23 protein-coding genes and 1 tRNA gene are annotated in these 26,326 nt (G+C 69.5%); 20 read left to right on the top strand and 4 right to left on the bottom strand.

The genetic code is table 11. From position 1 onward, the window contains the following. The first annotated feature begins 3 nt into the window (after window positions 1–3). Together D9V41_RS05570 and tsaD are read left to right on the top strand one after the other, a co-directional pair. On the top strand, window positions 4–762 hold the full coding sequence (locus D9V41_RS05570) for a lysophospholipid acyltransferase family protein (RefSeq protein WP_121793549.1): 759 nt from the start codon (window positions 4–6) through the stop codon (window positions 760–762). 24 nt (window positions 763–786) lie between these two features. Continuing rightward, on the top strand, window positions 787–1,833 hold the full coding sequence (gene tsaD / locus D9V41_RS05575; protein ID WP_121793550.1) for a tRNA (adenosine(37)-N6)-threonylcarbamoyltransferase complex transferase subunit TsaD: 1,047 nt from the start codon (window positions 787–789) through the stop codon (window positions 1,831–1,833). Here tsaD and D9V41_RS05580 read toward each other — a convergent pair. Beyond that, window positions 1,786–2,523 carry a hypothetical protein gene (locus D9V41_RS05580; RefSeq protein WP_133434118.1) on the bottom strand — a complete coding sequence of 246 codons (738 nt, stop codon included), beginning with the start codon at window positions 2,521–2,523 and terminating at the stop codon, window positions 1,786–1,788. The two genes, tsaD and D9V41_RS05580, sit on opposite strands and share 48 nt — an antisense overlap. A gap of 64 nt (window positions 2,524–2,587) precedes the next feature. Next, window positions 2,588–3,760, bottom strand: a complete 1,173-nt coding sequence (locus D9V41_RS05585) for a class I SAM-dependent methyltransferase (protein WP_121793552.1) — start codon at window positions 3,758–3,760, stop codon at window positions 2,588–2,590. A gap of 220 nt (window positions 3,761–3,980) precedes the next feature. On the opposite strand from D9V41_RS05585, the gene groES reads away from it, so the two are divergent. The 3 genes from groES to D9V41_RS18295 all read left to right on the top strand — a co-directional run bounded on the left by groES (window position 3,981) and on the right by D9V41_RS18295 (window position 6,740). Beyond that, window positions 3,981–4,277 (top strand): co-chaperone GroES, encoded by a 297-nt coding sequence (gene groES, locus D9V41_RS05590; protein WP_121793553.1) that lies wholly within the window; start codon window positions 3,981–3,983, stop codon window positions 4,275–4,277. Between the two features lie 81 nt (window positions 4,278–4,358). Continuing rightward, complete coding sequence (gene groL / locus D9V41_RS05595; protein ID WP_121793554.1) at window positions 4,359–5,960, top strand: chaperonin GroEL; 1,602 nt, start codon at window positions 4,359–4,361, stop codon at window positions 5,958–5,960. A 522-nt stretch (window positions 5,961–6,482) separates the two neighbouring features. Beyond that, complete coding sequence (locus tag D9V41_RS18295; protein WP_208006756.1) at window positions 6,483–6,740, top strand: M23 family metallopeptidase; 258 nt, start codon at window positions 6,483–6,485, stop codon at window positions 6,738–6,740. An 80-nt stretch (window positions 6,741–6,820) separates the two neighbouring features. Here the strand turns inward: D9V41_RS18295 and D9V41_RS05605 are convergent, their stop codons facing one another. Then, a complete protein-coding gene (locus tag D9V41_RS05605; RefSeq protein ID WP_166375929.1) occupies window positions 6,821–8,026 on the bottom strand; it encodes an MFS transporter in 1,206 nt (401 codons plus the stop codon). Window positions 8,027–8,081: 55 nt separating this feature from the next. On the opposite strand from D9V41_RS05605, the gene D9V41_RS05610 reads away from it, so the two are divergent. The 10 genes from D9V41_RS05610 (at window position 8,082) to D9V41_RS05655 (ending at window position 21,219) form a co-directional block, all read left to right on the top strand. Further along, window positions 8,082–9,047, top strand: a complete 966-nt coding sequence (locus D9V41_RS05610; RefSeq protein WP_121793556.1) for an ArsR/SmtB family transcription factor — start codon at window positions 8,082–8,084, stop codon at window positions 9,045–9,047. A 76-nt stretch (window positions 9,048–9,123) separates the two neighbouring features. Then, window positions 9,124–10,032, top strand: a complete 909-nt coding sequence (locus tag D9V41_RS05615) for an AurF N-oxygenase family protein (RefSeq protein ID WP_121793557.1) — start codon at window positions 9,124–9,126, stop codon at window positions 10,030–10,032. Between the two features lie 9 nt (window positions 10,033–10,041). Then, window positions 10,042–11,670, top strand: a complete 1,629-nt coding sequence (locus D9V41_RS05620) for a 4Fe-4S binding protein (protein ID WP_121793558.1) — start codon at window positions 10,042–10,044, stop codon at window positions 11,668–11,670. 246 nt (window positions 11,671–11,916) lie between these two features. Further along, complete coding sequence (locus D9V41_RS05625) at window positions 11,917–13,107, top strand: MFS transporter (RefSeq protein ID WP_133434119.1); 1,191 nt, start codon at window positions 11,917–11,919, stop codon at window positions 13,105–13,107. Beyond that, the gene (gene guaB, locus D9V41_RS05630) at window positions 13,104–14,615 is read left to right on the top strand and encodes an IMP dehydrogenase (RefSeq protein WP_121793560.1); all 1,512 of its coding nucleotides are present in this window, start codon (window positions 13,104–13,106) and stop codon (window positions 14,613–14,615) included. The genes D9V41_RS05625 and guaB overlap by 4 nt, the downstream gene beginning before the upstream one ends. A gap of 112 nt (window positions 14,616–14,727) precedes the next feature. Then, the gene (locus D9V41_RS05635; RefSeq protein ID WP_121793561.1) at window positions 14,728–15,831 is read left to right on the top strand and encodes a GuaB3 family IMP dehydrogenase-related protein; all 1,104 of its coding nucleotides are present in this window, start codon (window positions 14,728–14,730) and stop codon (window positions 15,829–15,831) included. A 210-nt stretch (window positions 15,832–16,041) separates the two neighbouring features. Next, entirely contained in the window at window positions 16,042–16,467 is a 426-nt protein-coding gene (locus D9V41_RS05640; RefSeq protein WP_121793562.1) for a GNAT family N-acetyltransferase, read from the top strand. Between the two features lie 127 nt (window positions 16,468–16,594). Next, complete coding sequence (locus D9V41_RS05645) at window positions 16,595–18,157, top strand: succinic semialdehyde dehydrogenase (protein ID WP_121793563.1); 1,563 nt, start codon at window positions 16,595–16,597, stop codon at window positions 18,155–18,157. Beyond that, window positions 18,154–19,848 (top strand): GMC oxidoreductase, encoded by a 1,695-nt coding sequence (locus tag D9V41_RS05650; RefSeq protein WP_121793564.1) that lies wholly within the window; start codon window positions 18,154–18,156, stop codon window positions 19,846–19,848. The genes D9V41_RS05645 and D9V41_RS05650 overlap by 4 nt, the downstream gene beginning before the upstream one ends. Before the next feature lie 135 nt (window positions 19,849–19,983). After that, a complete protein-coding gene (locus D9V41_RS05655; RefSeq protein WP_121793565.1) occupies window positions 19,984–21,219 on the top strand; it encodes a C40 family peptidase in 1,236 nt (411 codons plus the stop codon). A gap of 3 nt (window positions 21,220–21,222) precedes the next feature. Here D9V41_RS05655 and D9V41_RS05660 read toward each other — a convergent pair whose 3' ends face one another. Next, window positions 21,223–21,804, bottom strand: coding sequence for a 5-formyltetrahydrofolate cyclo-ligase (locus D9V41_RS05660; RefSeq protein ID WP_121793566.1), 582 nt, complete (start codon window positions 21,802–21,804; stop codon window positions 21,223–21,225). A 48-nt stretch (window positions 21,805–21,852) separates the two neighbouring features. Between D9V41_RS05660 and D9V41_RS05665 the strand changes: the two genes are divergently transcribed. The 5 genes from D9V41_RS05665 (at window position 21,853) to D9V41_RS05685 (ending at window position 26,200) form a co-directional block, all read left to right on the top strand. After that, window positions 21,853–23,199: a UTP--glucose-1-phosphate uridylyltransferase gene (locus D9V41_RS05665; protein WP_121793567.1), complete on the top strand. Its 1,347-nt coding sequence runs from the start codon at window positions 21,853–21,855 to the stop codon at window positions 23,197–23,199. A 10-nt stretch (window positions 23,200–23,209) separates the two neighbouring features. Next, complete coding sequence (glp, locus tag D9V41_RS05670; protein ID WP_121793568.1) at window positions 23,210–24,526, top strand: molybdotransferase-like divisome protein Glp; 1,317 nt, start codon at window positions 23,210–23,212, stop codon at window positions 24,524–24,526. Then, window positions 24,526–25,122 (top strand): GNAT family N-acetyltransferase, encoded by a 597-nt coding sequence (locus D9V41_RS05675; RefSeq protein WP_121793569.1) that lies wholly within the window; start codon window positions 24,526–24,528, stop codon window positions 25,120–25,122. Before glp ends, D9V41_RS05675 begins: the two co-directional genes overlap by 1 nt. 84 nt (window positions 25,123–25,206) lie before the next feature. Beyond that, window positions 25,207–26,103, top strand: coding sequence for a divisome protein SepX/GlpR (gene sepX, locus D9V41_RS05680; RefSeq protein ID WP_121793570.1), 897 nt, complete (start codon window positions 25,207–25,209; stop codon window positions 26,101–26,103). A gap of 24 nt (window positions 26,104–26,127) precedes the next feature. Continuing rightward, a tRNA-Ala gene (locus D9V41_RS05685) sits at window positions 26,128–26,200 on the top strand. Window positions 26,201–26,326 lie beyond the last annotated feature (126 nt).

Raw genomic sequence — 26,326 nt, forward strand, 5'->3', positions numbered from 1 at the left:
CGAATGCGCGACCTCACGTATCCGCCGGTGATCCTCACGGCCAAGACGCTGTTCAAGCTCGTGGGCATGAGATTCCAGATGTCCGGCACGGAGAACATTCCCCGACGCGGGGGCGCGGTGCTCGCGGCGAATCACATCAGCTACGTGGACTTCATCTTCGACGGGCTCGCCGCGCAACCCAGCGGCCGGCTCGTGCGCTTCATGGCCAAGAAGGAGTCGTTCGAGCACCCGGTCTCCGGACCGCTCATGCGCTCGTTCCATCACATCTCGGTCGACCGCGAGAACGGCGAGGGCTCCTTCCGCCAGGCGGTCGACTATGCGCGCTCTGGCGAGATCGTCGGGATCTTCCCCGAGGCCACGATCAGCCGCTCGATGGAGATCAAGGAACTCAAGACCGGTGCCGTCCGGATCGCCGCCGAGGCCGGCGTCCCGCTGATCCCCATGGTCACCTGGGGGACGCAGTTGCTGAAGACCAAGGACCACCCCAGCGATCTGTGGGGGAGGGGCAAGACCATCGCGCTGCACGTGGGCGAACCGCTCATGGTCAACGGGGCCGACCCGGTCGCCGAGACCGAGCGGTTGCACGCCGCGATGAGCGCGCTGCTGGACAAGGCGATCACCGAGTACCCCATCGCGCCCGAGGGTCAGTGGTGGGCGCCGGCACGGTACGGGGGTCTCGCGCCGACGCCGGAGGAGGCCGCACGGCTCGACGCCGAGGAGAAGGCGGCCCGCGCCGCGCGACGCTCCACTCCCGAGGCCTGACGCGCCGGCTGGCAGAATGGACCGGTGAGCGAACCGCTGGTCCTGGGTATCGAGTCCTCGTGCGACGAGACCGGTGTCGGTATCGTCCGCGGCACGACCGTCCTCGCGCATGCCGTCGCCTCGAGCGTCGAGGAGCACGTGCGATTCGGTGGCGTCGTGCCCGAAGTCGCCAGCCGCGCTCACCTCGAGGCCATGGTGCCGACCCTCGAGCAGGCCTACGCGCAGGCCGGCCTTGATGTCAGCGAGGTCGATGCGATCGCCGTGACCTGCGGCCCTGGGCTGACTGGAGCTCTGCTCGTCGGCGTCGCCGCGGCGAAGGCGCTCGCCCTCGCCCACGACAAGCCGCTCTACGGCGTGAACCATCTCGCCGCCCACGTGGCGGTGGACCAGCTCGAGCACGGTCGCTTCGGCGAGCGGGTGGTGGCGCTGCTGGTCAGCGGCGGACACACCGAACTGCTGCTCGTCGACGACATCGCCACCGACATCACGTTGCTCGGGGCCACGATCGACGATGCCGCCGGCGAGGCGTTCGACAAGGTCGCGCGGCTGCTCGGGCTGCCGTATCCCGGCGGTCCCCAGATCGACCGTGTGGCTCGCGAGGGCGACCCCACGGCCGTCGACTTCCCGCGCGGGCTCACCACCGGTCGCGACCTCGAGCGCTACCGGTGGGACTTCTCCTTCTCCGGGCTCAAGAGCGCCGTCGCCCGTCACGTCCAGCACGAGCAGCGCATGGGACGCGAGGTCTCAGTGCCCGACATCGCCGCGTCCTTCCAGGACTCCGTGTGCGACGTCCTGAGCAAGAAGGCCATCGCGGCGTGCGTGGCCCACGACGTTCCGCGTCTCGTCCTCGGCGGTGGTGTGGCGGCCAATCAGCGGCTGCGGCACTACATCCTGGAACGGGCCGAGGCGGCCGGAGTCGAGGTGCGCATCCCGCCGCCGTCGCTCTGCACGGACAACGGCGCGATGGTCGCCGCCCTCGGCGCCGAGCTCGTCGCTCGCGGCGTCGCGCCGTCGTCGCTGGACCTACCGGTCGATTCCGGGATGCCGGTCACGCAGATCGTCGCGGCCTGACGCAGGGGCCATGAGCCGGTCGAGCATCGCCTCGACGGAGACGTCCTGCTCGGCCGCGAGGGCACGCAGGCGAGCCGCGCGAGAGGGGTCGAGCGTGAGCGGCGCGTTCACCAGGTTCTGGTCCTCCTCGCGGCCACCGAACACGCGCAGCGCGATCAGCGTGAGGCTGCCGAGCGTGTCGAGGATCGCCAGGACTCCGAGGAGCCTCATCACCCCGTCGTCGAAACCGCCGTCGCTGAGGACGAGCGCGGTGATGAGCGCGGCCAGCGCGACCGCGACCACGGCCGTCGCAATGAGGAGCCAGTCCACGCGGCGCCGAGCGCTGCTGCTGAGTCCGCCTAGGAGACTGAGCTGGGTCAGGGTCAATGCCCACGTGATCGAGACGCCGTAGACGTCCCACCATGCCTGCGACCCCGAGACGTCCGACCAGATCATGGCCAAGGACATCAGAACGGGGATCGCCGTGACCGCCGCCGCGACCGCGCCGACCGGCCACCAGGGGCTGGCGGCGGACGTCAGGTGGCAGAGGGCCGCCAGGGAAGCGAGACCGACGACCAGTGTCGTCAGCAGGATGTCCGCCTGAAGCGAGCCGAAGGGGCCGGGACTCAGCAGCGCGTAGATGCCGAGCGCCGCCGCCAAGGAGAATGCGCCGATGACCAGCCGGGCGACGATCCGCCGCAGGGGTTCCATGACCCGAAGCATGGCACAACCGACGCCTGCTGCGGCTCGCGATGAGTGAGCCGGCGGATGTGGGTCACGACGACGGGTTGGACTCGCTGGAGCGCACCCAGAAGACACGGCCGGCACCGTCGACGCGGGTGAGCACGAGCGTGGCAGGGGTGGAACCGCGGGCCTTGAGCCGCGCGATCAGGTGCTCGGGCACGATGTCGACTCCGCGCTTCTTGACCGTGAGTGTTCCCAGATCGCGCTCGCGAAGGGCCGCGCGCAGTGCCTTCTCGCGGAACGGCAGTTCCTCGATGATCTCGAACCAGCGTCCCAGCGACCCCTGCGGTTCCGCGTCGGTCGTGACGTAGGCGATGTGCGGGTCGAGGAGCGCGCCGTCGAGGTCCTCGGCCAACTCGGCCACGAGCCCGGCCCGGATGACGGCATCGTCGGGCTCCACGAGATAGCGCCGCGGATCGCCGATCACCGCTGGGGTGTCGCGTGCCGTGAGCGAATCGCCCGATGGGAGCACCGTCGCGCGCCGGCTCGTCCGGGCGAAGGGAGCGCCCCACAGAGATGCTTCGACGAGGGAGCCCCCGTCGCTCACCCACTCGGCCTCCACCCCGGCCGGAATGGCCGAATGCGCGATCCCGGGCATGAGCTTGGCGACCGCGGGCCCGTCGAGCAACGACGCCACCCAGTCCCACGGTGGGACGAGCCCGTCAAGGGTCGTGACACGACCCCGGCCATCGCGGCGGGCCGGATCGACGAAGACGACCTCGTCGGAGCGCGGTGCCACCGTCAGGGCGTCGGCCTCGACGACATCACCGGGAAGTCCGAGCGCCGCGAGATTGGCGCGGGCGATCGCCGCGCGGACGGGGTCGAGTTCCACACCGCGCACCCGGAGGCCGGCCTGAGCGCACGCGATGAGATCGCCGCCGATCCCGCATCCCAAATCGATCACGGCGCCGGCCCCCGAAGCGGCGAGCCGGGCGGCGCGGTGCCGGGCGACGGCGCCGCGGGTGGACTGCTCGAGGGCGTCGTGCGTGAAGTACAGGGCCGCGGCGTCGGGCCCGAACTTGACGATCGCCCTCCCGCGCAGATGACACTGGGTGACCGCGGCCGCCACGAGGGCCGGGGCGTGACGTTCGCGCAGCCGGGTGCCGAGGGCGAGCTCAGACTCGACACCGGCCCGGTCGTGCACCTCCGCGAGGAGGTGCTGACCTTCAGCGGTCAGCAGGCGTTCGAAGGTCTCGCGATTCACCTGGCCATTGTGCCGAGGAAAGGCGCAGGGGGCGTCGGCTGCCGCGCTGCGGCCGACTTTTAGCACTCCCTTGGGGTGAGTGCCAGAGCTTTGCTATCGTGCTGATTAGCACTCCGGTTCGCCGAGTGCCAGCTTCATCGGTGGCCTCGACCCCCGCGACGGCGCGGCCACCGCCATACCTGAATTCGTAGCAGTAACCGTCGAAAGGGGAGGTCGACCAGTGTCGGTCACCATCAAGCCGCTCGAGGATCGGGTCGTCGTCAAGGCGCTCGAGGCCGAGCAGACCACCGCATCCGGTCTCGTGATTCCGGACACCGCCAAGGAGAAGCCTCAGGAGGGTGAAGTCGTGGCCGTGGGCCCCGGCCGCTTCAACGAGGACGGCGACGACCGCATCCCGGTCGACGTCAAGGTCGGTGACAAGGTCATCTTCAGCAAGTACGGCGGCACCGAGGTCAAGTACGACGGCGAGGAGTTCCTCATCCTCTCCGCGCGCGACATCCTCGCGGTCGTCTCGTGAGGTCTCGCCCCGGCGCCGCGACGGCGCCGGGGCGGCCACATTTTTCGTTGAACCCATCTGTCGAAGAGGTCTGATCCCTTAATGCCCAAGATCCTGGAATTCGACGAGGACGCCCGCCGCGCGCTCGAGCGCGGCGTCGACAAGCTCGCCGACACCGTCAAAGTCACGCTCGGCCCCAAGGGCCGCTATGTCGTACTCGACAAGAAGTGGGGCGCACCCACGATCACCAACGACGGCGTCTCCGTCGCTCGTGAGGTCGAGCTCGACGATCCGTTCGAGAACCTCGGCGCTCAGCTCGCCAAGGAAGTCGCCACCAAGACCAACGACGTCGCCGGTGACGGCACCACGACTGCCACCGTCCTGGCGCAGGCGATGGTGCACGAGGGCCTGCGCGCCGTGGCCGCCGGCGCCAACCCGGTCGGGCTCAAGAAGGGCATCGAGGCAGCCGTCGAGGCGGTCTCGAAGCAGCTCCTGGAGACGGCCCGCGACGTCGACGACATCGCCGACATGACCGCCGTCGCCACCGTGTCGTCGCGCGACGGTCACATCGGTGAGCTCATCGCCGAAGCCTTCGACAAGGTCGGCAAGGACGGTGTCATCACCGTCGAGGAGTCCAACACCATGGGCACCGACCTCGAGTTCACCGAGGGCATGCAGTTCGACAAGGGCTACCTGTCGCCCTACATGGTGACCGACACCGAGCGCATGGAGGCCGTCCTCGACGATCCCTACATCCTCGTCAACCAGGGCAAGATCTCGGCCGTCGCCGAGCTGCTGCCGCTGTTGGAGAAGGTCGTCCAGGCCGGCAAGCCGCTGTTCATCATCGCTGAGGACATCGAGGGCGAGGCGCTCTCGACGATCGTCGTCAACAAGATCCGCGGCACGTTCACCTCGGTCGCCGTCAAGGCACCCGCGTTCGGCGACCGTCGCAAGGCCATGCTGCAGGACATCGCGACGCTCACCGGTGCCACGGTCGTCACCCCCGACGTCGGCCTCAAGCTCGACCAGGTCGGCCTCGAGGTGCTGGGCACCGCGCGTCGCGTCGTCGTCACCAAGGACGCCACGACGATCATCGACGGTGGCGGCGAGCAGGCCGAGGTCGATGGCCGCGTGCAGCAGATCAAGGCCGAGATCGAGCTCACCGACTCCGAGTGGGACCGCGAGAAGCTCCAGGAGCGGCTCGCCAAGCTCGCCGGTGGCGTCTGCGTCATCCGCGTGGGTGCGGCCACCGAGGTCGAGCTCAAGGAGAAGAAGCACCGCATCGAGGACGCCGTCTCGGCGACCCGCGCGGCGATCGAGGAGGGCATCGTCCCCGGTGGGGGCTCTTCGCTCGTCCACGCCGTGAGCGTGCTCGGCGACGACCTGGGCCTGACCGGCGACGAGGCCGTGGGTGTTCGCATCGTCCGCAAGGGCGCCGACGCCCCGCTGGAATGGATCGCCCGCAACGGCGGTCAGCCCGGCGAGGTGGTGGTGTCCAAGGTCCGCGAGAGCGGCGAGGGCTACAACGCGGCCACCGGCGAGTACGGCGACCTGCTCGCGCAGGGCATCCTCGACCCGGTCAAGGTGACCCGGTCGGCGCTCGCCAACGCCGCCTCGATCACCGCCATGCTGCTCACGACCGAGACCCTGGTCGTGGACAAGCCGGCCGACGAGGACGACGATCACACCGGTCACAACCACTGATCGTCACCCGTCCCGCAGCAGGGCCCGGAGCCACTCGGCTCCGGGCCCTGCTGTCGTGTGGGCGGTGCCGGTGAGGGGCGGTGGGAGGATGGGGACACGAGCCAGCAGCGAGCCTTCTCGTCGCGATCCGTCACCGAGCCGTCAGGAGTGGCAGCATGAGCGCCTCCATCGACCTGGCCTATCCGTTCGCAGGTCGCTGGCTCGTCCAGAACAGTCCCGAGAACCGGGTTCCCAGCCACGGGACGCGCGCGTTCGCCACGTCCTACGCGATCGACTTCGTGCCGGTCGCCGCGCATGGCCGCACCGCCCGATCACCGTCCGTTCGCTCCTGCGGCCCGAGCCCACCGACCGATTTCCCGGCTTCGGGCGTCCGATCCTGGCGCCTACCGGAGGCATCGTCGTCGCCGCGCACGATGACGAGCCCGATCATCCGGCCTATCGCGGCCTGCCCTCGATCGGCTACGCGCTGACCCAGCGGCGGCGAGCCGCAGCGGGCTGGGTCGCACTCGCCGGAACCACGTCATGATCGACTGCGGCGGCATCGTCGTCGCCCTCTGTCATCTGCGCCGGGGCAGCATCCAGGTTCACGAAGGTCAGCAGGTGCGGGCCGGGGACGTGCTCGGTGCCTGCGGGAACTCCGGCAACAGCACCGAACCCCACCTCCACGTCCAGGCGATCGACCACCGCGACGTCGCGCGCGCCAGCGCCGTGCCGCTGACGTTCGGCGGATCGCTACCGGCCAACGGCGAGGTGGTCGACGTGCGAGAGCTGCACGGTTAACGCCGGTGTAGCCGTGGTGGCAGCGCGAGTCGTCCACTCATCGAGTGCGCCCAGGCGATGCACGACCCATCTCTCTGCTCTCACGCCGCTTGCGGTGCGGTACGCGTCGCCAGTCGGCGAGTCAGCACCCCGGCGAGGACGAAGAGTGCGGCGAGCGCGGCCCAGCCGCGAGCGCCGCCCTCGACGGCGAGAACGGTCACCACGGCGGGAGCGATCATCGAGGACACCGACATGCAGCCGTTGAGGACCCCTTGGTACGCCCCCATCTGCTCATGGTCGGCGAAGGCGTACCCCAACCCCCAGCCGGCCGCGGAGCCGATCACCTCGGCGACCGAATGGACACTCGCGGCGATCACCGCGATGACGACTGCCACGAGCAGTGGCGCCTGAGCGACCGCCGCCCACGCCAGGCTCGCGATCCCCATGAGCCAGCCGGCCCGTGCCATGAGACGGCCGGCGACGACGGGGTCGTCCGTGCCACGCGAGAGCCGTACTTGCAGGGTCACCACCACGACGGTGTTGAGCACCAGCAGCGGCGACACCAGCGCGGCGGGAACCTCGGTGTGGTCCACCAGCCACAGCGGCACGGCGACCTCGTACACCGCGAACTGGAGCATGAAGAGGGCATTGAGCACGGCAAACGTCACGTAGCGACGGTCTCGCCAGGGAGAGCCTCCTCGACGCGCCACCAATGCGGAGTCGGGGTTTTCCTGGGTGGCGGCGGGCAGTCCCAAGGCGGCCACGGCAGCGCCGACATACGCCGCCGCTGCGACGACGAACGCTGTCCGAAAGGCGCCGGCCGACCCGATGGCGAGCGGTATGGCAGCAGCCAAGCTGCCGACAGCGATACCGGCGTTGACAGTGACACGGAGTACGGCGCGCGCGTTGACCCGGTCGGCCCCGGTGAAGACGGTTCCGACGACCGTGCTGCGGACCGTGCTGGCAGCGCGGTTGCTGCCGAACAGCACGCACGCGGAAACCGTCGCCGTGGCAAGGCCGGGGGAGAGCGCCAACGCCGCGAGGGCCACCGCTTCGCCGAGGAGACAGCCAGGAAGAAGGCGCCGCGGAGGGAGCTGGTCCGCCAGCCGCCCGGCCAGGATGCTCGTTGCCACGCCGATCGCCCCGGCCACGGTGAGGACGCCGCCGACGGCTGCCGGCCGTGCGTCGAACGTGAACGCGAGGTGCAGCGCGAGAAGCACGATCGAGATGCCACGCCCGAGGGAGTTGACGGCAGTGGCGGTGACGAGCGGAGCGAAGGCGGGATGGTGACGCAGCGAGGAAGACACCCAGTGATCCCACCCGCTCCGAGCGCCCAGGGGAATGGATGTAGCATGCAGCTACATGCTCACGTACGAGCTCACCGGGCCCTCCGTCGGCGACGTGAGATTCGGGCTGTCGCCACTGACCGAACTCTCACTGAGCCTGCGGACCTTCGTCGATCCGTCGCGCTACCCGTTACAGCTTCCCTGGGTCCGGCGCACCGCGGCCGCTCGCCAGTCGTTGGACCGCCGGGCGCTCGCCGGCCTCGTGAACCGGCGCCTCTGGACGCCTGACTTCCTCAACCCGCGTCCGTCGTCGCCCCTGACCCGAATCGAGGACGAGTTCGAGGCACTCGGCCGTATCGACGCCGCAACATTTCGCGCAGGACTGAGGTCGGTGCATGGGGCGGTGCCGCCCGTGTATCGGGGACCCCACGCCGCCGCGGTCGAACGGATGCTGGCCGCGCTGCGGAGTCTGTGGGGAGCCTGTTTCGTGCCGTATTGGGACCGGATGCGAGCGGTACTCGAGGCCGACATCGTGCATCGGGGCCGGGTGATCGTCACCGAGGGACTCGGGACGATGGTCGCGCAGTTGAGCCCCGGCCGGATCTCCTGGGGCGGGTCCGCGGTCCACGTGGCGTTGCGAGATCCCCGCGCTCGTCGAGTCGAGGTAGGTGCCGAAGGTCTGATGCTGGTCCCGACGCTGTTCTCCACCGGCGCCTCGGCACCGGTGGACGACGACGGTCCTCCCCAGGTTCTCTACCCGGCCCGCGGCCAGGCGGCGTTGTGGGAAGCCCGGCCGCGGCGGGGCCATCGCGAACTCGTGGAACTCCTGGGAGCGCCGCGCGCCGGTCTGCTCGTCATGCTCGGTGAGCCCGCATCCTCCACCGAATTGGGCATCCGGCTGGGTATCACCACCTCCGCAGTGAACCAGCACCTTCGCGTGCTGCACCGCGCCGGCTTGCTGAGCAAGGCGCGCCACGGCCGCAGCGTGCTCTATCTCCGCAGTGAATTGGGGGAGCGGCTCGCCGTCGAGTCCGGCGGGTGAACCCCGCCCGGAACGCGTGACAGCGGACAGGAGCGATGTTACATTGGCAGTGTCACATCGAAGGGGATGATGCACGATGACCGCAACCGCCGTGGAGTTCCGCCAGCAGATCGATCCCGACGGCACGCTCGAGCGACTGCTCGAGTCGGCCGCGACGCTCTCCTACGATCCCGATCAGGAGATCGACTGGGAGGCCCCGCTCGACCCCACCAAGTACGGCCTCAACCCCGAGTGGTCGACGCTGTACGGCACCCGCCTGTGGGACGAGATGAGCGAGGAGCAGCGCATCGAGCTCACGCGTCACGAGGTCGGCTCGATCATGAGCACCGGCATCTGGTTCGAGATGATCCTCCAGCAGATGCTGCTGCGCGACCAGTACTGCGGCGTCTACGGGGGCTCGGAGTTCCAGTTCGCCCTGACCGAGATCGCCGACGAGTGCCGCCACTCGCTGATGTTCGCCAAGACGTGCACGAAGATGGGCGTCCCGCACTACAAGCCGAAGCGCCACGTGCAGGAGCTGGCCCGCGGGCTCAAGACCCTCGCCGGAGGCGAGATCGCCTACGGCGGCATCCTCGTGGCCGAGGAGATCCTCGACGTCATGCAGCGCGACTGGATGCGTGGTGAGAACGTCCTCCACGAAGTGCGCACGACGAGCAAGATCCACGTCGTGGAGGAGGCGCGGCACATGAAGTTCGCCCGCCACGAGATCCGCGAGCACCTCAAGGACGCCAGTCCGCTGCGGCGCAAGGCCAGCGCCACGTTCATCGCCGGGGCCGCCAAGTTCGTGGTCGAGTCGATGGTCAGCGACGAGGTGTACGCCAACGTCGGTCTGGACCGCGACCGCGCGGTCGCCGAAGCCAAGGCGAACACCCACCATCACAACCTCATGCGCATGAGCTGCGTCCATCTCATGGACTTCCTGTCCGAGGCCGGCCTGCTGACGCCGTACGCCATGCGGTTGTACCGCAGCGTCCACATGCTCTGAGCGTCACCGATGGCCTACGCGATCACGCAGAGCTGCTGCAACGACGCCTCGTGCGTGTCGGTGTGTCCGGTCGACTGCATCCACCCGACGCCGGACGAACCGGACTTCGGCACGACCGACATCCTGTACGTCGACCCGAAGGTCTGCATCGATTGCGGCGCTTGTGCCGATGCCTGCCCGGTCTCGGCGGTGAAGCCGGTCGACATCCTGCGTGACGGCGAGGAGGTCTTCGCTCAGCTCAACGCCGACTTCTACGCCGACCGTCCCGAGCGCACCTCCCCGGCCAAGCACACCTGGGAGGACATGGGCCCGACGGTCGGCCGCCCGCTGCGGATCGCGGTGGTCGGCACCGGGCCCGCGGCGTCCTACGCCGCGCGGCATCTGCTGCTGTCCACGGACGCGTCGGTCACGATGCTCGACAAGTCGCCCGTTCCCGGCGGACTCGTGCGCGGCGGCGTCGCCCCCGACCACGCGGACACCAAGGGATTCGCCTCCCTGTTCTCCTGGGCGTATCGGCACCCGCGCACGTCCATGTACATGAACGTCGAGGTCGGCGACCACGTCACGCACGAGGAGCTCCTGCAGTTCCACGACGCGGTGATCTACGGCGTGGGAGCGCGCCTGGACCGTGAACTCGGCGTACCGGGCGAGGATCTCGGCGGCGTGCATGGCGCGCCCGAGGTCGTGGGCTGGTACAACGGTGCGCTGGACGTGGCGTCGGACGCGGTACGGCTCGTGGGCGAACGGCTGGTCATCGTCGGCAACGGGAACGTGGCCCTCGACATCGCCCGCCTGGTGCTGTCCGAGCCGGCCGCGCTGCGACGCACCGATATGCCCGAGGCGGCGATCGAGGAGATCGGTCGCAGCGCGATCCGCGAGGTCGTGCTGCTGGGGCGGCGCGGTCCCGACGTCGCCGCGTTCACGCGTCCCGAGCTGCTGATGATGCCGCCGGGTATCGAGGTGGTCGTCGCACGCGACGACGCTACGGACGAAGCGCTCGACGCCGCCGAACCGGGAGGTAAGGCGGCGCTGCTGGCCGAGCTGCCGCGACGCAGCATCGACCTCAGCGCACCGCCCGAGCCCGGGGCCCGACTCGTCTTCGCCTTCGGGCGTCAGGTCACCTCGGTCGAGGGCGACGAGCGGGTCGAGGCCGTCCAGATCGCTCCCACTGGGCGCCCCGACGAAGCGATCAAGGTGCCCGCCGGCACGCTCGTGCGCTCCACCGGCCACCGTGGGCGGCCCGTCCCCGATCTGCCGTTCGACGAGGTGACGAGCACTGTTCCCAACGTGGAGGGTCGAGTCATCGATCCAGCCACGGGGAAGCCGGTCCCGGGCGCGTACGTCACGGGCTGGATCAAGCGCGGTGCCACCGGCGGCATCGGCACCAACCGGGTGTGCGCCCACGAGACGGTGGCGACGATGCTCGAGGACGGGGCAGCGGGGCGGCTTCGGATGCCGCCAGGTTCGCGGCGTGCGCTGGGTAAGCTGCTGCGCCGCCGCGTTCCCGAGCTGGTCACGCGGCGTCGGATGCTCGCGATCGAGGACGCCGAGGTATCCCGGGGGCAGGCCGCCGGCCGCCCACGGGTCAAGTTCACCTCCGCCGACCAGATGCTCACCCTCGCCCGCTCCCGCCGCTGATCTCGCCGCGGCGCGGTGCGTCACCGACCTTTCGGTCCGTGTAGCGGCGCGTCGTCAACCTATCGGCTCGTGTAGCGGTGCGTTGTCAACCTTTCGTCCGTGTAGCGGTGCGTGACCAACCGTTCCGGAGTCCGTTCCGGTTGATGGGGCACCGCCGTTGTCAGCCACGTTGATGACGCACCGCTCGTCCATGGCGCGAGGTTGACCAGGCACCGCCCGGCAGGGCAGGCGAGATACCTTCGGATCGTGACGTCTGCGCAAGGCCATCGACCAGGCAGCGCGGCGTATCGACGGCTCAACTGGGCCATGCTGATGGCGGGCATCGCCGCCTTCGGCATGCTCTACAGCACCCAGCCGCTCCTGCCGCAGATCGGCAACGCCTTCGAGGTCTCGGCCACTGCTGCCGCGCTCACCGTTTCGGCCGGCACCGGCGGGCTCGCGGTCACCGTCGTCGTCGCGACCTGGATCGGAGAACGAGTGGGGCGCGCCCGCGTCATGCGGGTCGGACTGGTCGTCGCCGTCGTCGCGCAGCTGATCAGTACGGCGATGCCGACCTTCGAACTGCTGATCGTCGCTCGCGGGATCCTGGGCCTCGCGCTCGCCGGCCTGGTCGGCGTGGCCATGGGGCACGTCGGCGCCGAAGTGCATCCCGCCGGCCTCGGGCAGGCGATGGGCCTGTACGTGGCGGGCAATAGCATCGGCGGGGTCTTCGGGCGTCTGGTGACCTCCGGAGTGTCGGAGTTCGCCTCGTGGCGCGTGGCGGACGCCGCGCTCGGCCTGTGTGCGGGCGTGGCCGCGATCGCGTTCGTCCTGCTGCTCCCGCCCAGCGACCAGGTGACGCACCGGCAGCTACCCCCTCCGCTGCGGCCGGACCGGCGAGCGTGGCTCCGACCCGAGGTCTGGGCACTCGCGCTCGTGCCGTTCCTGCTGATGGGCGGTTTCGTGGCGTTGTACAACTACCTGACGTACCGGCTGGTGGCCCCGCCGTTCTCGCTGTCCCCGGCGGTCGTCGGCCTCGTGTTCCTCGCCTACCTGGCCGGCAGCGTCACCTCGGCGCTGGCGGGCCGTGCTGCCGATCGCCTCGGCCGGCTCAGTGCGATCACCGTGTGCCTGGCCCTCATGGCGCTCGGCATCGTCGCGACGCTGCCGGACACGCTGTGGCTCGTGGTCGCCGGGCTCGTCGTGCTGACGGCCGGCTTCTTCGGCGCCCACGCCGTGGCCAGCGGATGGATGCCGCTGATCGGCCGCGGTCTCGGCCCGCTCGCAAGCGGTGTCTACGTGTCGGCGTACTACGCGGGATCGAGCATCCTCGGCGCCGCGGTGGGCATCGCGTGGATGCAGGGCGGCTGGCCGGCGACCGCCACGACTGTGCTGGTGCTCACAGCGCTGGCCGGGGGGTGTGTCGCTGTGGTGGCGGCTCGTAGAATCGATCCATGAGTGAGGTCGGTATCCCGGACAAGTTCGCGAGCCTCGGGCTCACCTACGACGACGTGCTGCTCCTGCCGGGCGAGACCGACGTCATCCCCAGCGAGGTCGACACCTCGGCGCGGCTGACCCGGGAGATCAGCCTGCGCATCCCGTTGCTGTCCAGTGCCATGGACACCGTCACCGAGTCGCGCATGGCGATCGCGATGGCGCGCGAGGGTGGCATCGGCATCCTGCACCGCAACCTGTCGATCGAGGATCAGGCCTACCAGGTCGACCTCGTCAAGCGCACGCAGACCGGCATGATCCCGAACCCGGTCACCATCACTCCCAAAGCGACGCTCGAGGAACTCGACGAGATCTGCGGCGAGTACCGCGTCTCGGGTCTTCCCGTCGTCGACGCCGACAACACGCTCCTGGGCATCATCACCAACCGCGACCTGCGTTTCGTGCCGGTCGCGGAGTGGTCACGCAAGACCGTCGGCGAGGTCATGACGCCGATGCCGCTGATCACCGGTCCGGTCGGCATCAGCCGCGAGGACGCCGCGGAGCTGCTGCGCGCCCACAAGCGCGAGCGACTTCCGATCGTCGACGAGGACGGCCGGCTGGCCGGGCTCATCACGGTCAAGGACTTCGTCAAGTCCGAGCAGTTCCCGCTCGCCAGCAAGGACGCGGAGGGCCGGCTGCTCGTCGGGGCCGCCGTCGGCTTCTTCGGTGATGCGTACGAGCGCGCCGGTCGTCTGATGGAAGCGGGGGCGGACGTCCTCGTCGTCGATACCGCGCATGGCCACGCCAAGGCGTTGCTGGAGATGGTGCGCAAGCTCAAGGCCGATCCGGCGTTCGACCGCGTGCAGATCGTCGGTGGCAATGTGGCCACCCGCGCGGGTGCCCAAGCGCTCGTCGATGCGGGCGTGGATGCCGTCAAGGTCGGGGTCGGGCCGGGCTCGATCTGCACCACGCGTGTCGTGGCCGGCGTCGGCGTGCCGCAGGTCTCGGCCGTGTACGAGGCGTCGCTGGCCACCAAACCGGCCGGCGTTCCGCTCATCGCCGACGGCGGCCTGCAGTACTCCGGCGACATCGCCAAGGCCCTCGTCGCCGGGGCCGACACCGTGATGGTCGGCTCGCTCCTCGCCGGGTGCGAGGAGAGCCCCGGCGAGCTGATCTTCGTCAACGGCAAGCAGTACAAGTCCTACCGGGGGATGGGCTCGGTCGGCGCGATGGCCTCGCGGGGCAAGAAGTCCTACTCCAAGGACCGCTACTTCCAGGCGGACGTCACGAGCGATGACAAGATCGTGCCCGAGGGCATCGAAGGCCGTGTGGCCTACCGCGGACCGCTCGCCAGCGTGGCCCACCAGCTGGTCGGTGGCCTCCACCAATCGATGTTCTACGTCGGTGCCCCCAGCATCGCCGAACTGCAGGAGCGTGGTCGTTTCGTACGCATCACGGCGGCGGGTCTCAAGGAATCGCATCCGCACGACATCCAGATGACGGTCGAAGCACCCAACTACACCGTGCTCTGAGCAACAGTCGGCACGACTAGGCTGAGGGCATGAGCGAGCGTGAGCGAGTGAATCAACAACCGGGCATCATGCGGTCGCCTGCGTATCGCGGGTTTCTGGGGCAGGAGACGGCATGAGCATCGACATCGGCATGGCCAAGCGAGGGCGGCAGGCGTACCACTTCGACGACATCGCGATCGTGCCCAGCCGCCGCACGCGCGACCCCGAAGAGGTCTCGACGCACTGGCAGATCGACGCGTACCGCTTCGATCTACCGGTCATGGCCGCACCGATGGACTCGGTCATGAGCCCGGAGACCGCCATCGCGCTCGGCCGCTTCGGCGGGCTCGGCGTGCTTGACCTCGAGGGCCTGTGGACGCGGTATGAGAACCCCGAGAAGCTGCTCGAGGAGATCGCCACGATCGACGGCACCAGTGCCACGCGTCGACTCCAGGAGATCTACAGCGAGCCGATCAAACCCGAGCTCATCACGGCGCGCCTGCAGCAGATGCGCGAGGCCGGCGTGACGGTGGCGGGCGCGCTCTCGCCGCAGCGCACCAAGCAGTTCGCGGACACGGTCGTCGAGGCCGGTGTCGACCTGTTCGTCATCCGCGGCACCACCGTCTCCGCGGAGCACGTCTCGGGCCAGACCGAGCCGCTCAACCTCAAGGAGTTCATCTACGAACTCGACGTCCCGGTCATCGTGGGCGGTTGTGCGACGCACCAGGCGGCGCTGCATCTCATGCGCACCGGTGCGGCCGGAGTCCTCGTCGGCTTCGGCGGGGGAGCGGCGCACACGACCCGCTCCGTGCTCGGTGTCGCGGTCCCGATGGCGTCGGCGATGGCCGATGTCGCGGCCGCGCGCCGCGATTATCTCGACGAGTCCGGCGGCCGGTACGTGCACATCATCGCCGACGGCTCGATCGGCCGCAGTGGCGACATCGCCAAGGCGATCGCCTGCGGCGCCGACGCCGTGATGATCGGTTCGCCGTTCGCCCGCGCCGCCGAGGCGCCGGGCCGCGGTTACCACTGGGGCGCCGAAGCCTGGCACCCCGACCTTCCCCGCGGCGAGCGCGTCGACATCGGCACGGTGGGCACGCTCGAGCAGGTGCTGTTCGGCCCGTCCTCGGTTCCCGACGGCACGATGAACCTCATCGGTGCACTGCGGCGCGCGATGGCGACCACGGGTTACACCGATCTCAAGGAGTTCCAGCGGGTCGAGGTCGTCCTCGGCTGATCGCGTGGCGCGACGTCGCGGTGCAGGGTCAACCTCTCTCGGCCGTGGCGCCGGCATAGCGTGAACATCCCACTCGTCCGTGACGCCGAGCGGCGCGTGGCCAACCTGAAACCGACCGTGAAGCGTTGATGACGCACTGCCACGCGGGGTGATCGGTTGATGGCCGCCGGGCGGAGAAGTGGTGGCGTGAAAGGTCATCGAGGTGAGTTCATGACGGTGTGGCGAGAAGTCGAGTTCGATGACGGTGCCGCGGTCGCGCTGCGCTCGCAGCTGTCGGCTGAGATGAACGAGCTCTACGGAAGGCCGGGCGACGCCCCCGAGCCGGACGCCGGAATCGATCCGGAAAGCGTTCTCGTCACCATCGTCGGTGAAGACGCGGGCCGGCCGGTAGCCGCCGCATCACTGCGCCGGCTCGGCGCCGACATCGAACTCAAGCGAATGTACGTCGTACCCGCAGCGAGGGGGCGAGGGCTAGCGAGCGAGCTGCTCAGGGAGCTGGAAGCGCGCGCGAAGGCATTCGGAGCTCACCGCCACCACGCACGCCCGCGTCGGGCGGTGAGTGAGCACGCACATCGCGGCCCTTCGTGCGTGGTAACTCACCGCCACCACGCACGCCCGCGTCGGGCGGTGAGCTAGCACGCACCTTGCGGCATTTCGTGCGTGGTGGCTCACCGCTACCGCCAGCGCGCCACCGCCCAGAAGGCGCGAGTGAATATGACATCAGCTATGTCATATTCCAGATACTCGCGGTATCCTGACCGACATGCTCGAAGCCAGCCAGATGACTCCGGTGCTGCCCGAACGACGGGTCGCCGAGCTCACGCGACTCGTGCGCACCTCCATCGCGGAGACGCGTCGCACGGTCTCGCCGTTGACCGGCGGTGAGGTCGCCACCATCCCCGTGTCGAGCGTCGACGACGTGGCCGACGCCTTCGCCGCTGCGCGCCGCGCACAGCAGGACTGGGCGCGCACGTCTCTGATGTCACGTCAGCAGATGCTGTTGCGCCTCCACGATCTCGTGCTCGATCACCAGGAGGAGTTGCTCGACCTCATCCAGCTCGAGTCGGGCAAGTCCCGCGCGCATGCCTTCGACGAGATCGCCCATCTGGCGTTGACCGCCCGCTACTACGGGCGCCGGTTGGCCAAGATCGTCGGGCCGCATCGACGCTCGGGCGTCTATCCGGGCCTCACACGGGTGCAGCAGGTCCAGCAGCCCAAGGGCGTGGTCGGCGTCATCAGTCCATGGAACTACCCGTTGACCATGGCCATCTCCGACGGCCTCGCCGCGATCGCTGCGGGCAACGCCGTGGTGCACAAGCCCGACAGTCAAAGTCCGCTCACGGCTCTGGCGGGGGTCGAACTCCTGCGGCGGGCCGGCTTCCCGCCCGAGCTGTGGCAGGTCGTGAGCGGTCAGGGCTCGGTGGTCGGCCACGCGATCATCGAGCGCGCCGACTACATCTGCTTCACCGGCTCGACCACGACCGGTAAGCGCGTCGCGGCTCAGTGCGCCGAGCGCCTCATCGGCTGTTCGCTCGAGCTGGGCGGTAAGAACCCGATGATCGTCCTCCCGGGTGCCAACGTCGAGAAGGCTGCCGCGGGCGCCGTCTCCGCATGCTTCTCCTCGGCGGGCCAGCTGTGCGTCTCGATCGAGCGCATCTACGTCCCCCGGCGCCAGTTCGAAGCCTTCCGCGACGCGCTCGTGCGACGCGTTCAGGCGATGAGCTTCGGTACGGCGTTGGACTGGGAGGCCGACATGGGCACCCTCGTGTCGCCGGCTCAGCTGGCGACCGTGGAGAAGCACGTGGAGGATGCCCGCGCCCACGGGGCGACCGTCCTCACCGGCGGCCGGGCACGCCCGGACATCGGCCCGTGGTTCTACGAGCCCACCGTGTTGGAGAACGTGCCGCCGCAAGCCGAGTGCTACGCCGAGGAGACTTTCGGCCCGCTCGTCTCGCTCTACCCCTACGACACCGTCGACGAGGCGGTCGCGGCAGCCAACTCGGGCGTCTACGGGCTCAACGCGAGTGTCTGGGGACCGTCGCGTACGGCTCGTCGGGTCGCCACGCGGCTCAAGGCCGGCACGGTCAACGTCAATGAGGGCTTCGCTGCGACGTTCGGCAGCATCGACGCTCCGATGGGTGGCATGCGCGAGTCGGGCATGGGCCGCCGCCAGGGCGCCGAAGGGCTGTTGCGCTTCACCGAGAGCCAGTCCATCGGCGCCCAAAGCCTGCTGCCGGTCGGCGGTCCGGGCTTCGTCGACGCCAGGCGGTTCATGCGGCTCCTGACGTTCGGCCTGCGGCTGCTGAAGAAGGTGGGACGCGCATGAGCGACTTCGACCACGACGTGATCGTCATAGGTTCCGGTTTCGGAGGCAGCGTCGCGGCGCTGCGCCTGGTGGAGAAGGGGTATCGCGTCGCGGTGCTCGAAGCGGGCCGCCGTTTCCGCGACGAGGAGTTCGCCAAGACGTCCTGGCACCTGCGCGACTACCTGTGGGCCCCGGCCCTGGGCTGCTACGGCATCCAGCGGGTCAACCTGCTCAAGGACTCGCTCATCTTGTCCGGCGCCGGTGTCGGCGGAGGCTCGCTGGTCTACGCCAACACCCTGTATGAACCCCTCGACCCGTTCTTCAAGGATCCGGCGTGGGGGTACATCACCGACTGGAAGGACGAGCTCAAGCCGTACTACGACCAGGCCAAGCGCATGCTCGGCGCCGTCACGTACGACCGCGAGACTCCCGCCGACCGTGTGATGCGCGAGGCCGCCGAGCGCATGGGCGTGGAGGGCACCTTCCACTACGCGCCCGTCGGCGTGACCTTCGGCGAGCAGCCGGGCGCCGACGTGGGCGACCCGTATTTCGGAGGCGCCGGGCCGAGTCGTCGCGCGTGCACGCACTGCGGTGAGTGCATGACGGGGTGCCGGCACAACGCCAAGAACACACTGGTGAAGAACTACCTGTATCTGGCCGAACAGGCCGGAGCGGAGGTCCGGGCGCTCACTACCGTCACCCGGGTGCGGCCCTTGCGACGCGGCGGTTACGAGGTCACCACCAAGCCCACCAACAAGCGATTCGGCGGCCGCCGCACGACGACGGCCGAGCAGGTCGTCTTCGCGGCCAGCACGCTGGGCACACAACGGCTCCTGCACGCGATGCGCGACTCCGGGGACCTTCCGCGGGTGTCTCGCCGGCTCGGCATGCTCACGCGGACGAACTCGGAGGCACTGCTGGGGGCGGTCGCGAGCAAGCGCGACATCGACTACTCACAGGGTGTCGCCATCACGTCCTCGATCCATCCCGACGAGTACACCCACATCGAACCGGTGCGCTACGGCAAGGGCTCGAACGCGATGATGCTCGTGCAGTCGGCTCTCGCTCCCGAGGGCACCGGTCAGCACCGGCTGCGGGTGTGGGCGAAGAACATGCTCAAGCTCATCCCGTCGATCCTCAAGGTCTACGACTGGCGGCACTGGTCCGAGCGCACCGTCATCGCCCTCGTCATGCAAGCGCACGACAACTCGATCACGACCTTCACCAAGCGGGGATTTCTCGGCAAGCGGCGGCTGACCACCAAGCAGGGACACGGGTTGCCCAATCCGACCTATATCCCCGAGGGCCACCGCGCGGTCGAGGAGATGGCGGACATCATGGGCGGTATCGCCGGCGGCACGGTGGGCGAGCCGTTCGGCATCCCCATGACCGCGCACTTCATGGGCGGGTGCGCGATTGGCGAGTCGGCGGCCGACGGCGTGATCGATCCGTACCACCGGCTGTTCGGGCACCCAGGCCTGCACGTGGTGGACGGGTCGGCGGTCAGCGCCAATCTCGGCGTCAACCCCTCGTTGACGATCACCGCCCAGGCCGAGCGCGCGATGGCCCTGTGGCCGAATAAGGGCGAGGCCGATCCGCGACCACCGCTCGGCGGGCGATACCGGCGGGTCGCCCCGGTCAGTCCGAAGAACCCGGTGGTACCCGAGGCCGCCCCGGCGGCACTGCGGCTGCCCATCGTCGAGGTCAGCTGACGTCCGCATGATGGACACGGGGTGCGAACTATCGAACAGAAACTGGCCGTAGTCCAGCACCGACACGCCTGTGACTGGAGAAACTTGTGTGAAAGGAGTTTCCTCTGGGGCAGAAGAGGGCTAGCGTGAGGGGCTATGGCCGCTCGCCGTGTGCTCGCTCTTCCCCTGGTTGCTGCTCTCGTCCTGCTCGGGACGGCCGCCGCGCCGTCCGTCGCCGCGCCCGACGAGGACCGCGTCGCCGCGATTCAGGTCGAGCTCGTGCAGTCGCGGCAAAGCGTGAATTCGCTGTACGCCGAGGCCGCCGCCCTTGCTGAGCAGTTCAACGGAGCCGTCGTGGCCGCCGAGGCCGCCGAACGCGAGCTGGCCGAACTCGACGGGCGGATCGCCCAGGCCGAACGCGAGCTGGAGGGCGAGCGGGCTGTGGTCGAGGAGCTCACCATCGACCAGCTCACGGACCAACGGCCGGTGGCGATGTTCCAGTCGCTCCTCACTGCTGAGGATCCGCTGCAGTTGCTGGAGCGGTCCTCGGCCTATGCCAGCACGCAGGATGCGATGGCCGGGCAGATCGCCCAGCTCGAAGCCAAGCAGGCCGTCGTCCGCAGCGTGCGTGCGCAGGCCGCGGCGGCTGCGGAGCGTCGCGAGCAGGCTGTCGAGCAGCAGGTGGCGGCGCGAACCCGTATCGAGAACCTCATCAAGACGGCGGAGCAACGCCAAGAAGCGCTGATCGCTGAACGTGGTGACCTCCTCGCCGAGCTGGCCCGGCTCCAGAACAGCACTGTCGAAGAGGTCACGCAGCGCCAGGACCGGATCGACGAGCGCCTGGACGCAAGCGGCGTAGCGCCTCCGAGCGACACGTCCTCGGGCCACGCCCCGGCTCGGCCGCAGCCCTCGACCCCACAGCCCTCGACCCCGCAGCCCTCGAGCCCGCGGCCGAGTACGCCGCCGCCACAGCCCCCCGCGCCGCAGCCTTCGCAGCCATCTCCGCCCGCCCCGAACCCCCCGGCGCCGAATCCGAGCCAGGTGGAGACGATGATCGCGTTTGCTGAGAGGCAACTCGGTAAGCCGTACCAGTGGGGAGCGGCGGGGCCGAACGCGTTCGACTGCTCCGGGCTCACGATGCGAGCGCTGGAAGCGGCCGGTAAGCAGGTGCCGCGGACTGCGGGAGCGCAGTACAACGCGCTGCGCAAGATCTCGCCCGCACAGCGGCAACGCGGGGATCTCCTCTTCTACGCGAACGGTTCGGGCATCTACCACGTGGCGATCTACCTCGGCGGCGGTCGCATGATCCACGCCCCTAACTCCTCGCGACCGGTGGAGACCGTCGCCGTCAGCTGGATGGGCGAGCCCACCTACGCCGCGCGCCCCTTCTAGCCGTCAGCGCTCGGGGCGGAACACTCCCGTGGGGGTGAGCGCGAGGTCGACGGGGACGTCGTGGGGCTCGGCGGGAAGCGTCTCGAGCAGTTCGTCGGCGAAGACCACCGCGCAGACGAGCCCGGAGAAATTTGCGAGGGCACGGTCGTAGTAGCCGGCGCCCCGGCCGAGCCGCCGCCCGCGGTGGTCGACCGCCAGTGCCGGGACGAAGGCCACCTGACACGTTCCCAGCGCGCCGGGCCCGAGCCGCTCTCCGACGGGCTCGGGAATGCCGTAGGTGCCGGCGACGGTGCCGCCGTCGTCGACGAGGGCCCAGTCCAGGGCCCGTTCGACCGGCCGGCTCAGCGGCACGATCACGTCGAGCCCCCGTTCGCGGAGGCCGGCGATGAGTGCGGCCGTGTCGGGCTCGTTCTCGAACGAGAGATAACACGCGACGCGCGGCCCCTGAGTCAGCGCCGCGATGGCCAGGGCGTGAAGCGCGAGGGCCTCGCCCGCGGCGCGACGCTCCTCGACGGTCCGCCGGGCGCGGCGGTCGAGAAGATCACGTCGGAGCGCGGCCTTCTCCGCGAGAACGGAAGCGGACATGCCGTTAGCCTAGGGCGGGTGACAGGTCTGACTGCAGCGCAGGATCGCATGAGAGCCGCCGGGATCCCCACGGCCGCGATCGATGTCTTCTCCTCCTTCTACGAGCAGCTCGTCCGCGGAGCCAGCGGAACGATCCGCGAGGCCGACGTGGAACCGCTGACCGGAATCGATGCCGTGTCGGACCTCGCGTTCAGCGAGGACGAGCAGCGCGCTGCTGCCAAGGTCACGGCGGTCATCAAGCTCAACGGCGGCTTGGGCACCTCGATGGGGATGGACCGGGCCAAGTCGCTGCTCGAGGTCCGCGACGAGCTGACGTTCCTCGACATCATCGTGCGGCAGGTCCGGTACGTCCGCGAGCAACTGGGCGTGCAACTGCCCTTGCTGTTCATGAACAGCTTCCGCACCCGCGAGGACACGCAGGCGGTGCTCGCCCGCTACCCGGATCTGCGGGTGGGCGATCTTCCGATCGACTTCCTGCAGCACAAGGAACCGAAGCTGCTCGCCGACTCGCTCGAGCCGGTCGACTGGCCGGACGATCCGTCCATGGAGTGGTGCCCGCCGGGCCACGGCGACCTCTACACCGCGCTGCTCACGTCGGGTGTCCTGGACCGACTCATCGACGAGGGATACCAGTACGTCACGGTCTCCAACTCCGACAACCTCGGCGCCGCGCCCGACCCGCAGATGATGGCGTGGTTCGCGCAGTCCGGCGCTCCGTACGCCGCCGAGGTGTGTCGCCGGACCGAAGCCGACGTCAAGGGCGGGCACCTCGTCGTGCGCAAGTCCGACGGACGCATCGTTCTGCGGGAGACCGCGCAGACCGCCACGGAGGACGCAGAGGCCGCGAGCGACCCGACCGTCCACCGGTACTTCCACACCAACAACCTGTGGTTCGATCTCCATGCGCTGCGCGACATCCTCACCGAACGCCGCGGAGTGCTGGGCCTGCCGCTCATCCGCAACGAGAAGACGGTCGACCCGACCGACCCGGACTCGCCGGCGGTGATCCAGATCGAATCGGCCATGGGCGCCGCCGTCGAGGTGTTCGACGGTGCCACCGCCATCGAGGTCGGCCGATCGCGCTTCCTGCCGGTCAAGACCACGAACGACCTCACCGTTCTGCGTTCCGACGTCTACGAACTGGGCAGCAATGGGCGGCTGCGAGCGCGTGCCGAGGCGCCGTTCGTCTCGCTGGATCCTGCGTACTTCAAGCGGATTCGCGACTTCGAGCAGCGCCTTCGGTCGCCGCTCTCGCTCGTGCGGGCCAGCCGCCTGACGGTGGAGGGGGACTGGACCTTCGGCGAGGGCGTCGCGGTCATCGGCGAGGTGACCCTGACGGCATCCCAGGGCGAATCGCGGACCGTCGCGTCGGGTACGGTCCTGCGCGCGGGTTAGGCTGACTGTCATGTCAGCGGGAGACTCGACCAGCGGCACGTCCGCTACGCAGTCCGGCACCTCCGGATTGCCTCAGCGACCCCGCCCCCACAGCATCGCCCCTGGACGACTGACCGTCGAAGATCACCTGGAGGCGATCCTGCGGGGGATCGGCCCGCTCGGTGCCTACGATCAACCCATCGTCGAGTCGCTCGGGCTCTCGTTGCACGAGGAAGTCGTCAGCGATATCGACCTGCCCCGTCACGACAGCGCCGACACCGACGGCTACGCCGTCAGCTCCGCCGACCTCGCGCGCGCCACGACGAGCGATCCGGTCGAACTCCCGGTCGTCGGCGAGATCGTCGCCGGTTCGGGCAAGCCGTTCGCGATCAGTTCCGGGACGTGCGTCTCGATCATGACCGGCGCGCCGCTGCCGCACGGTGCCGACGCCGTGGTCCCGATGGGCGAGGTCGAGGGCGACCACGCCCGCATCCATTTCCGACGCCCCGTCTCGCCCGGGCAGCGCGTGCGGCGCCAGGGTGAGGATGTGACGGCCGGGTCCGTCGTGCTGCCCGAGGGCGCGGTGCTCGGGCCGCGGGAGATCGGCCTGCTCGCCGCGGTCGGCCGTTCGCGGGTCAAGGCCCGTCCGCGTCCCCGGGTGGTGATCTTGTCGACGGGCCGCGAGCTGCGCGAGCCCGGCGAGCACCTCGGCCACGATTCGGTGTACGACGGCAACTCCTCGATGATCGCCGCCGCCGTGCGATCCGCCGGTGCCATCGCGTTCCGGGTCGGCGCCGTCGGCGACGATCCCCGCCAGTTCCAGCGCGTGCTGTCCGACCAGCTGGTGCGCGCCGACCTCGTCATCACCACGGGCGGCTTGGGGCACTCGCGCCGCGACGTCGTGCGGCAGGTTCTCGGCGGCCTCGGAACGGTGCAGTTCCACGACGTCGCCCTCGAGCCCGGCTCCGACCAGGGATTCGGACGGGTGTACGACGAGCAGACGCCGATCATCACGCTGCCCGGCGACCCGGTCGCCGCCTTCGTGTCGTTCGAGGTGTTCGTGCTCCCGGCGCTGCGTCGGCTCATGGGGCGCGTCCCCTATCGGCGGCCACAGGTCCACGCCGTGCTCGCCCAGGACATCGTCTCCCAGCCCGGTCACCGCGAGTACGTGCGCGCGGTGTTCGAGGTCACGCATCGCGGTGCCAAGGTCTCTCCGGTGGAGGGCCGCGGTGCCCACCTGGTCGGGCGGCTCGCCCAGGCCAATGCGCTTATCGTGGTCGGAGAGGACGAGACCGCGCTCAACCTCGGTGACACCGTGCGCACGATCGTTCTCGACCGCTCGTTCTGATGGCGCTCGGCTGGCCGGTCACGCTGCGTCACGGCGAGGTGGGGGTGCGGCCGTTGAGTCGCCGCGACGCGGCCACCTGGTCACGGCTCCGGGCGGAGAACCTGGAATGGCTGACGCCGTGGGAGGCCACGTTGCCGCCGGGCGCCGGACGTCCGCCGCAGTCGTACGTGTCGATGATCGGGGCGCTGCGCCGGCGGGCCCGGGAGGGTACGGCGATGCCGTTCGCGATCACCTGGCAGGGCGCGATGGTCGGTCAGCTCTCGGTCAACGGCATCACGGGCGGATCGGCGCAGACGGCGAGCATCGGCTATTGGGTGTCGCGCTCGCACGCTGGCCGTGACATCGTGCCGACGGCCGTCGCACTCGTGACCGATCATCTGCTGACGACCGTCGGGCTGCATCGAGTGGAGATCGCGATCCGGCCGGAGAACACCGCGAGCTTGCGCGTGGTCGAGAAGCTCGGCTTCTTCGAGATCGGGCTCGCTCCGCGGTATCTGCACATCGCCGGCGACTGGCGCGACCACCGCCTCTTCCAGGTCACGGCCGAGGACGTACCGGACGGTCTGGTGAACCGCTGGACGACGCGTCACGGCTGAGGCGGATGTGACGCATGTGAACTCGCCAGCGACACACGCCCGCTGCTCCCACAGAAACTCGCGTCGACGGCCTACGGTTTTGACGTGGCCTCCAGCGGATTGATCGTCGCGTTCGTCGTCGCCTTGTGGGCGGCGTACTTCGTGCCGCTCGTCCTGCGGCGGTACGACGAAGCCAACAAGAACTCCGCACTCGACACGGAGGGCCCGATGCGACGCGTGGTGACACCCCCTCGTCCCGACCAAGCCGAGCCCGCACCGCCGCGTGCCGAGCGTGCGCCGCGGCCGAAGCCGCAGCCCACCGTGACGCGCGAGACCGCCCGGATCGCCGCACGCCGCCGCCGTCGCACCCTGTTGACGCTCATCGCCGTGCTCGCCATCGTCAGTGGAGTGGCCGGATTCGGGTACCTCCCGCTGTGGTCGATCGCCGTCCCGGCCGGACTGATCGTCGCCTGGCTCGTCGCCTGCCGGCTCATGGTGCGCCAGGAGCTCGGTCTCGCGGCTCCTCGCGAACGCGCGCCCAAGGCGCCGCGCGCAGTCAAGGACCGCTCGAACGCGACATCCGGCGAGCGCGGTGGCGGGCGTTGGGCGAAGGTGAAGAAGGCCGCCGGCTCACTGAGCTCCTCCTCGACCGAGCAGCGCCGGACGGAGGACGAGGAGACCATCATCGTCCAGGTCGACGACATCGATCCGGACCGCAAGCACGTGATGGAAGACGTCCCGCTGACGTCCGACGCACTCGACGAGCAGCTGGAGATCGCGGTGCCGAGCGTCGGCACGAACGGCGAGATGCTGTGGGATCCGCTCCCGGTCACGCTGCCCACCTACGTCACCAAGCCCCGCGCCGGACGCACCGTCCGCACGATCGATTTCACCCAGGCCGGGGCCTGGACGTCGGGGCACGTCGAGGGCGAGGACGTCGACTTCCCGGCGCCGAACGTCGACGAGAACCCCGACACCAACCGCCGTGCAGTCGGCCACTGACCCAGTGGTAAACTCATCGGCGATGGGGCATTGGCGCAGTTGGTAGCGCGCTTCGTTCGCATCGAAGAGGTCAGGAGTTCGAATCTCCTATGCTCCACATCCCGAAGGGCCCGCCGCCGGCGGGCCCTTCGTCGTTCGCGCCGGCCGGGCGGGGTTCAGCTCTCAACTGGACAGTGGCGATGGTTAGCGCCGGCTGCGGCTACGACTCGCCACGACGGTTGGT

It is taken from the genome of Aeromicrobium phragmitis (assembly GCF_003674095.1).
GTDB classification, from domain to species: domain Bacteria; phylum Actinomycetota; class Actinomycetes; order Propionibacteriales; family Nocardioidaceae; genus Aeromicrobium; species Aeromicrobium phragmitis.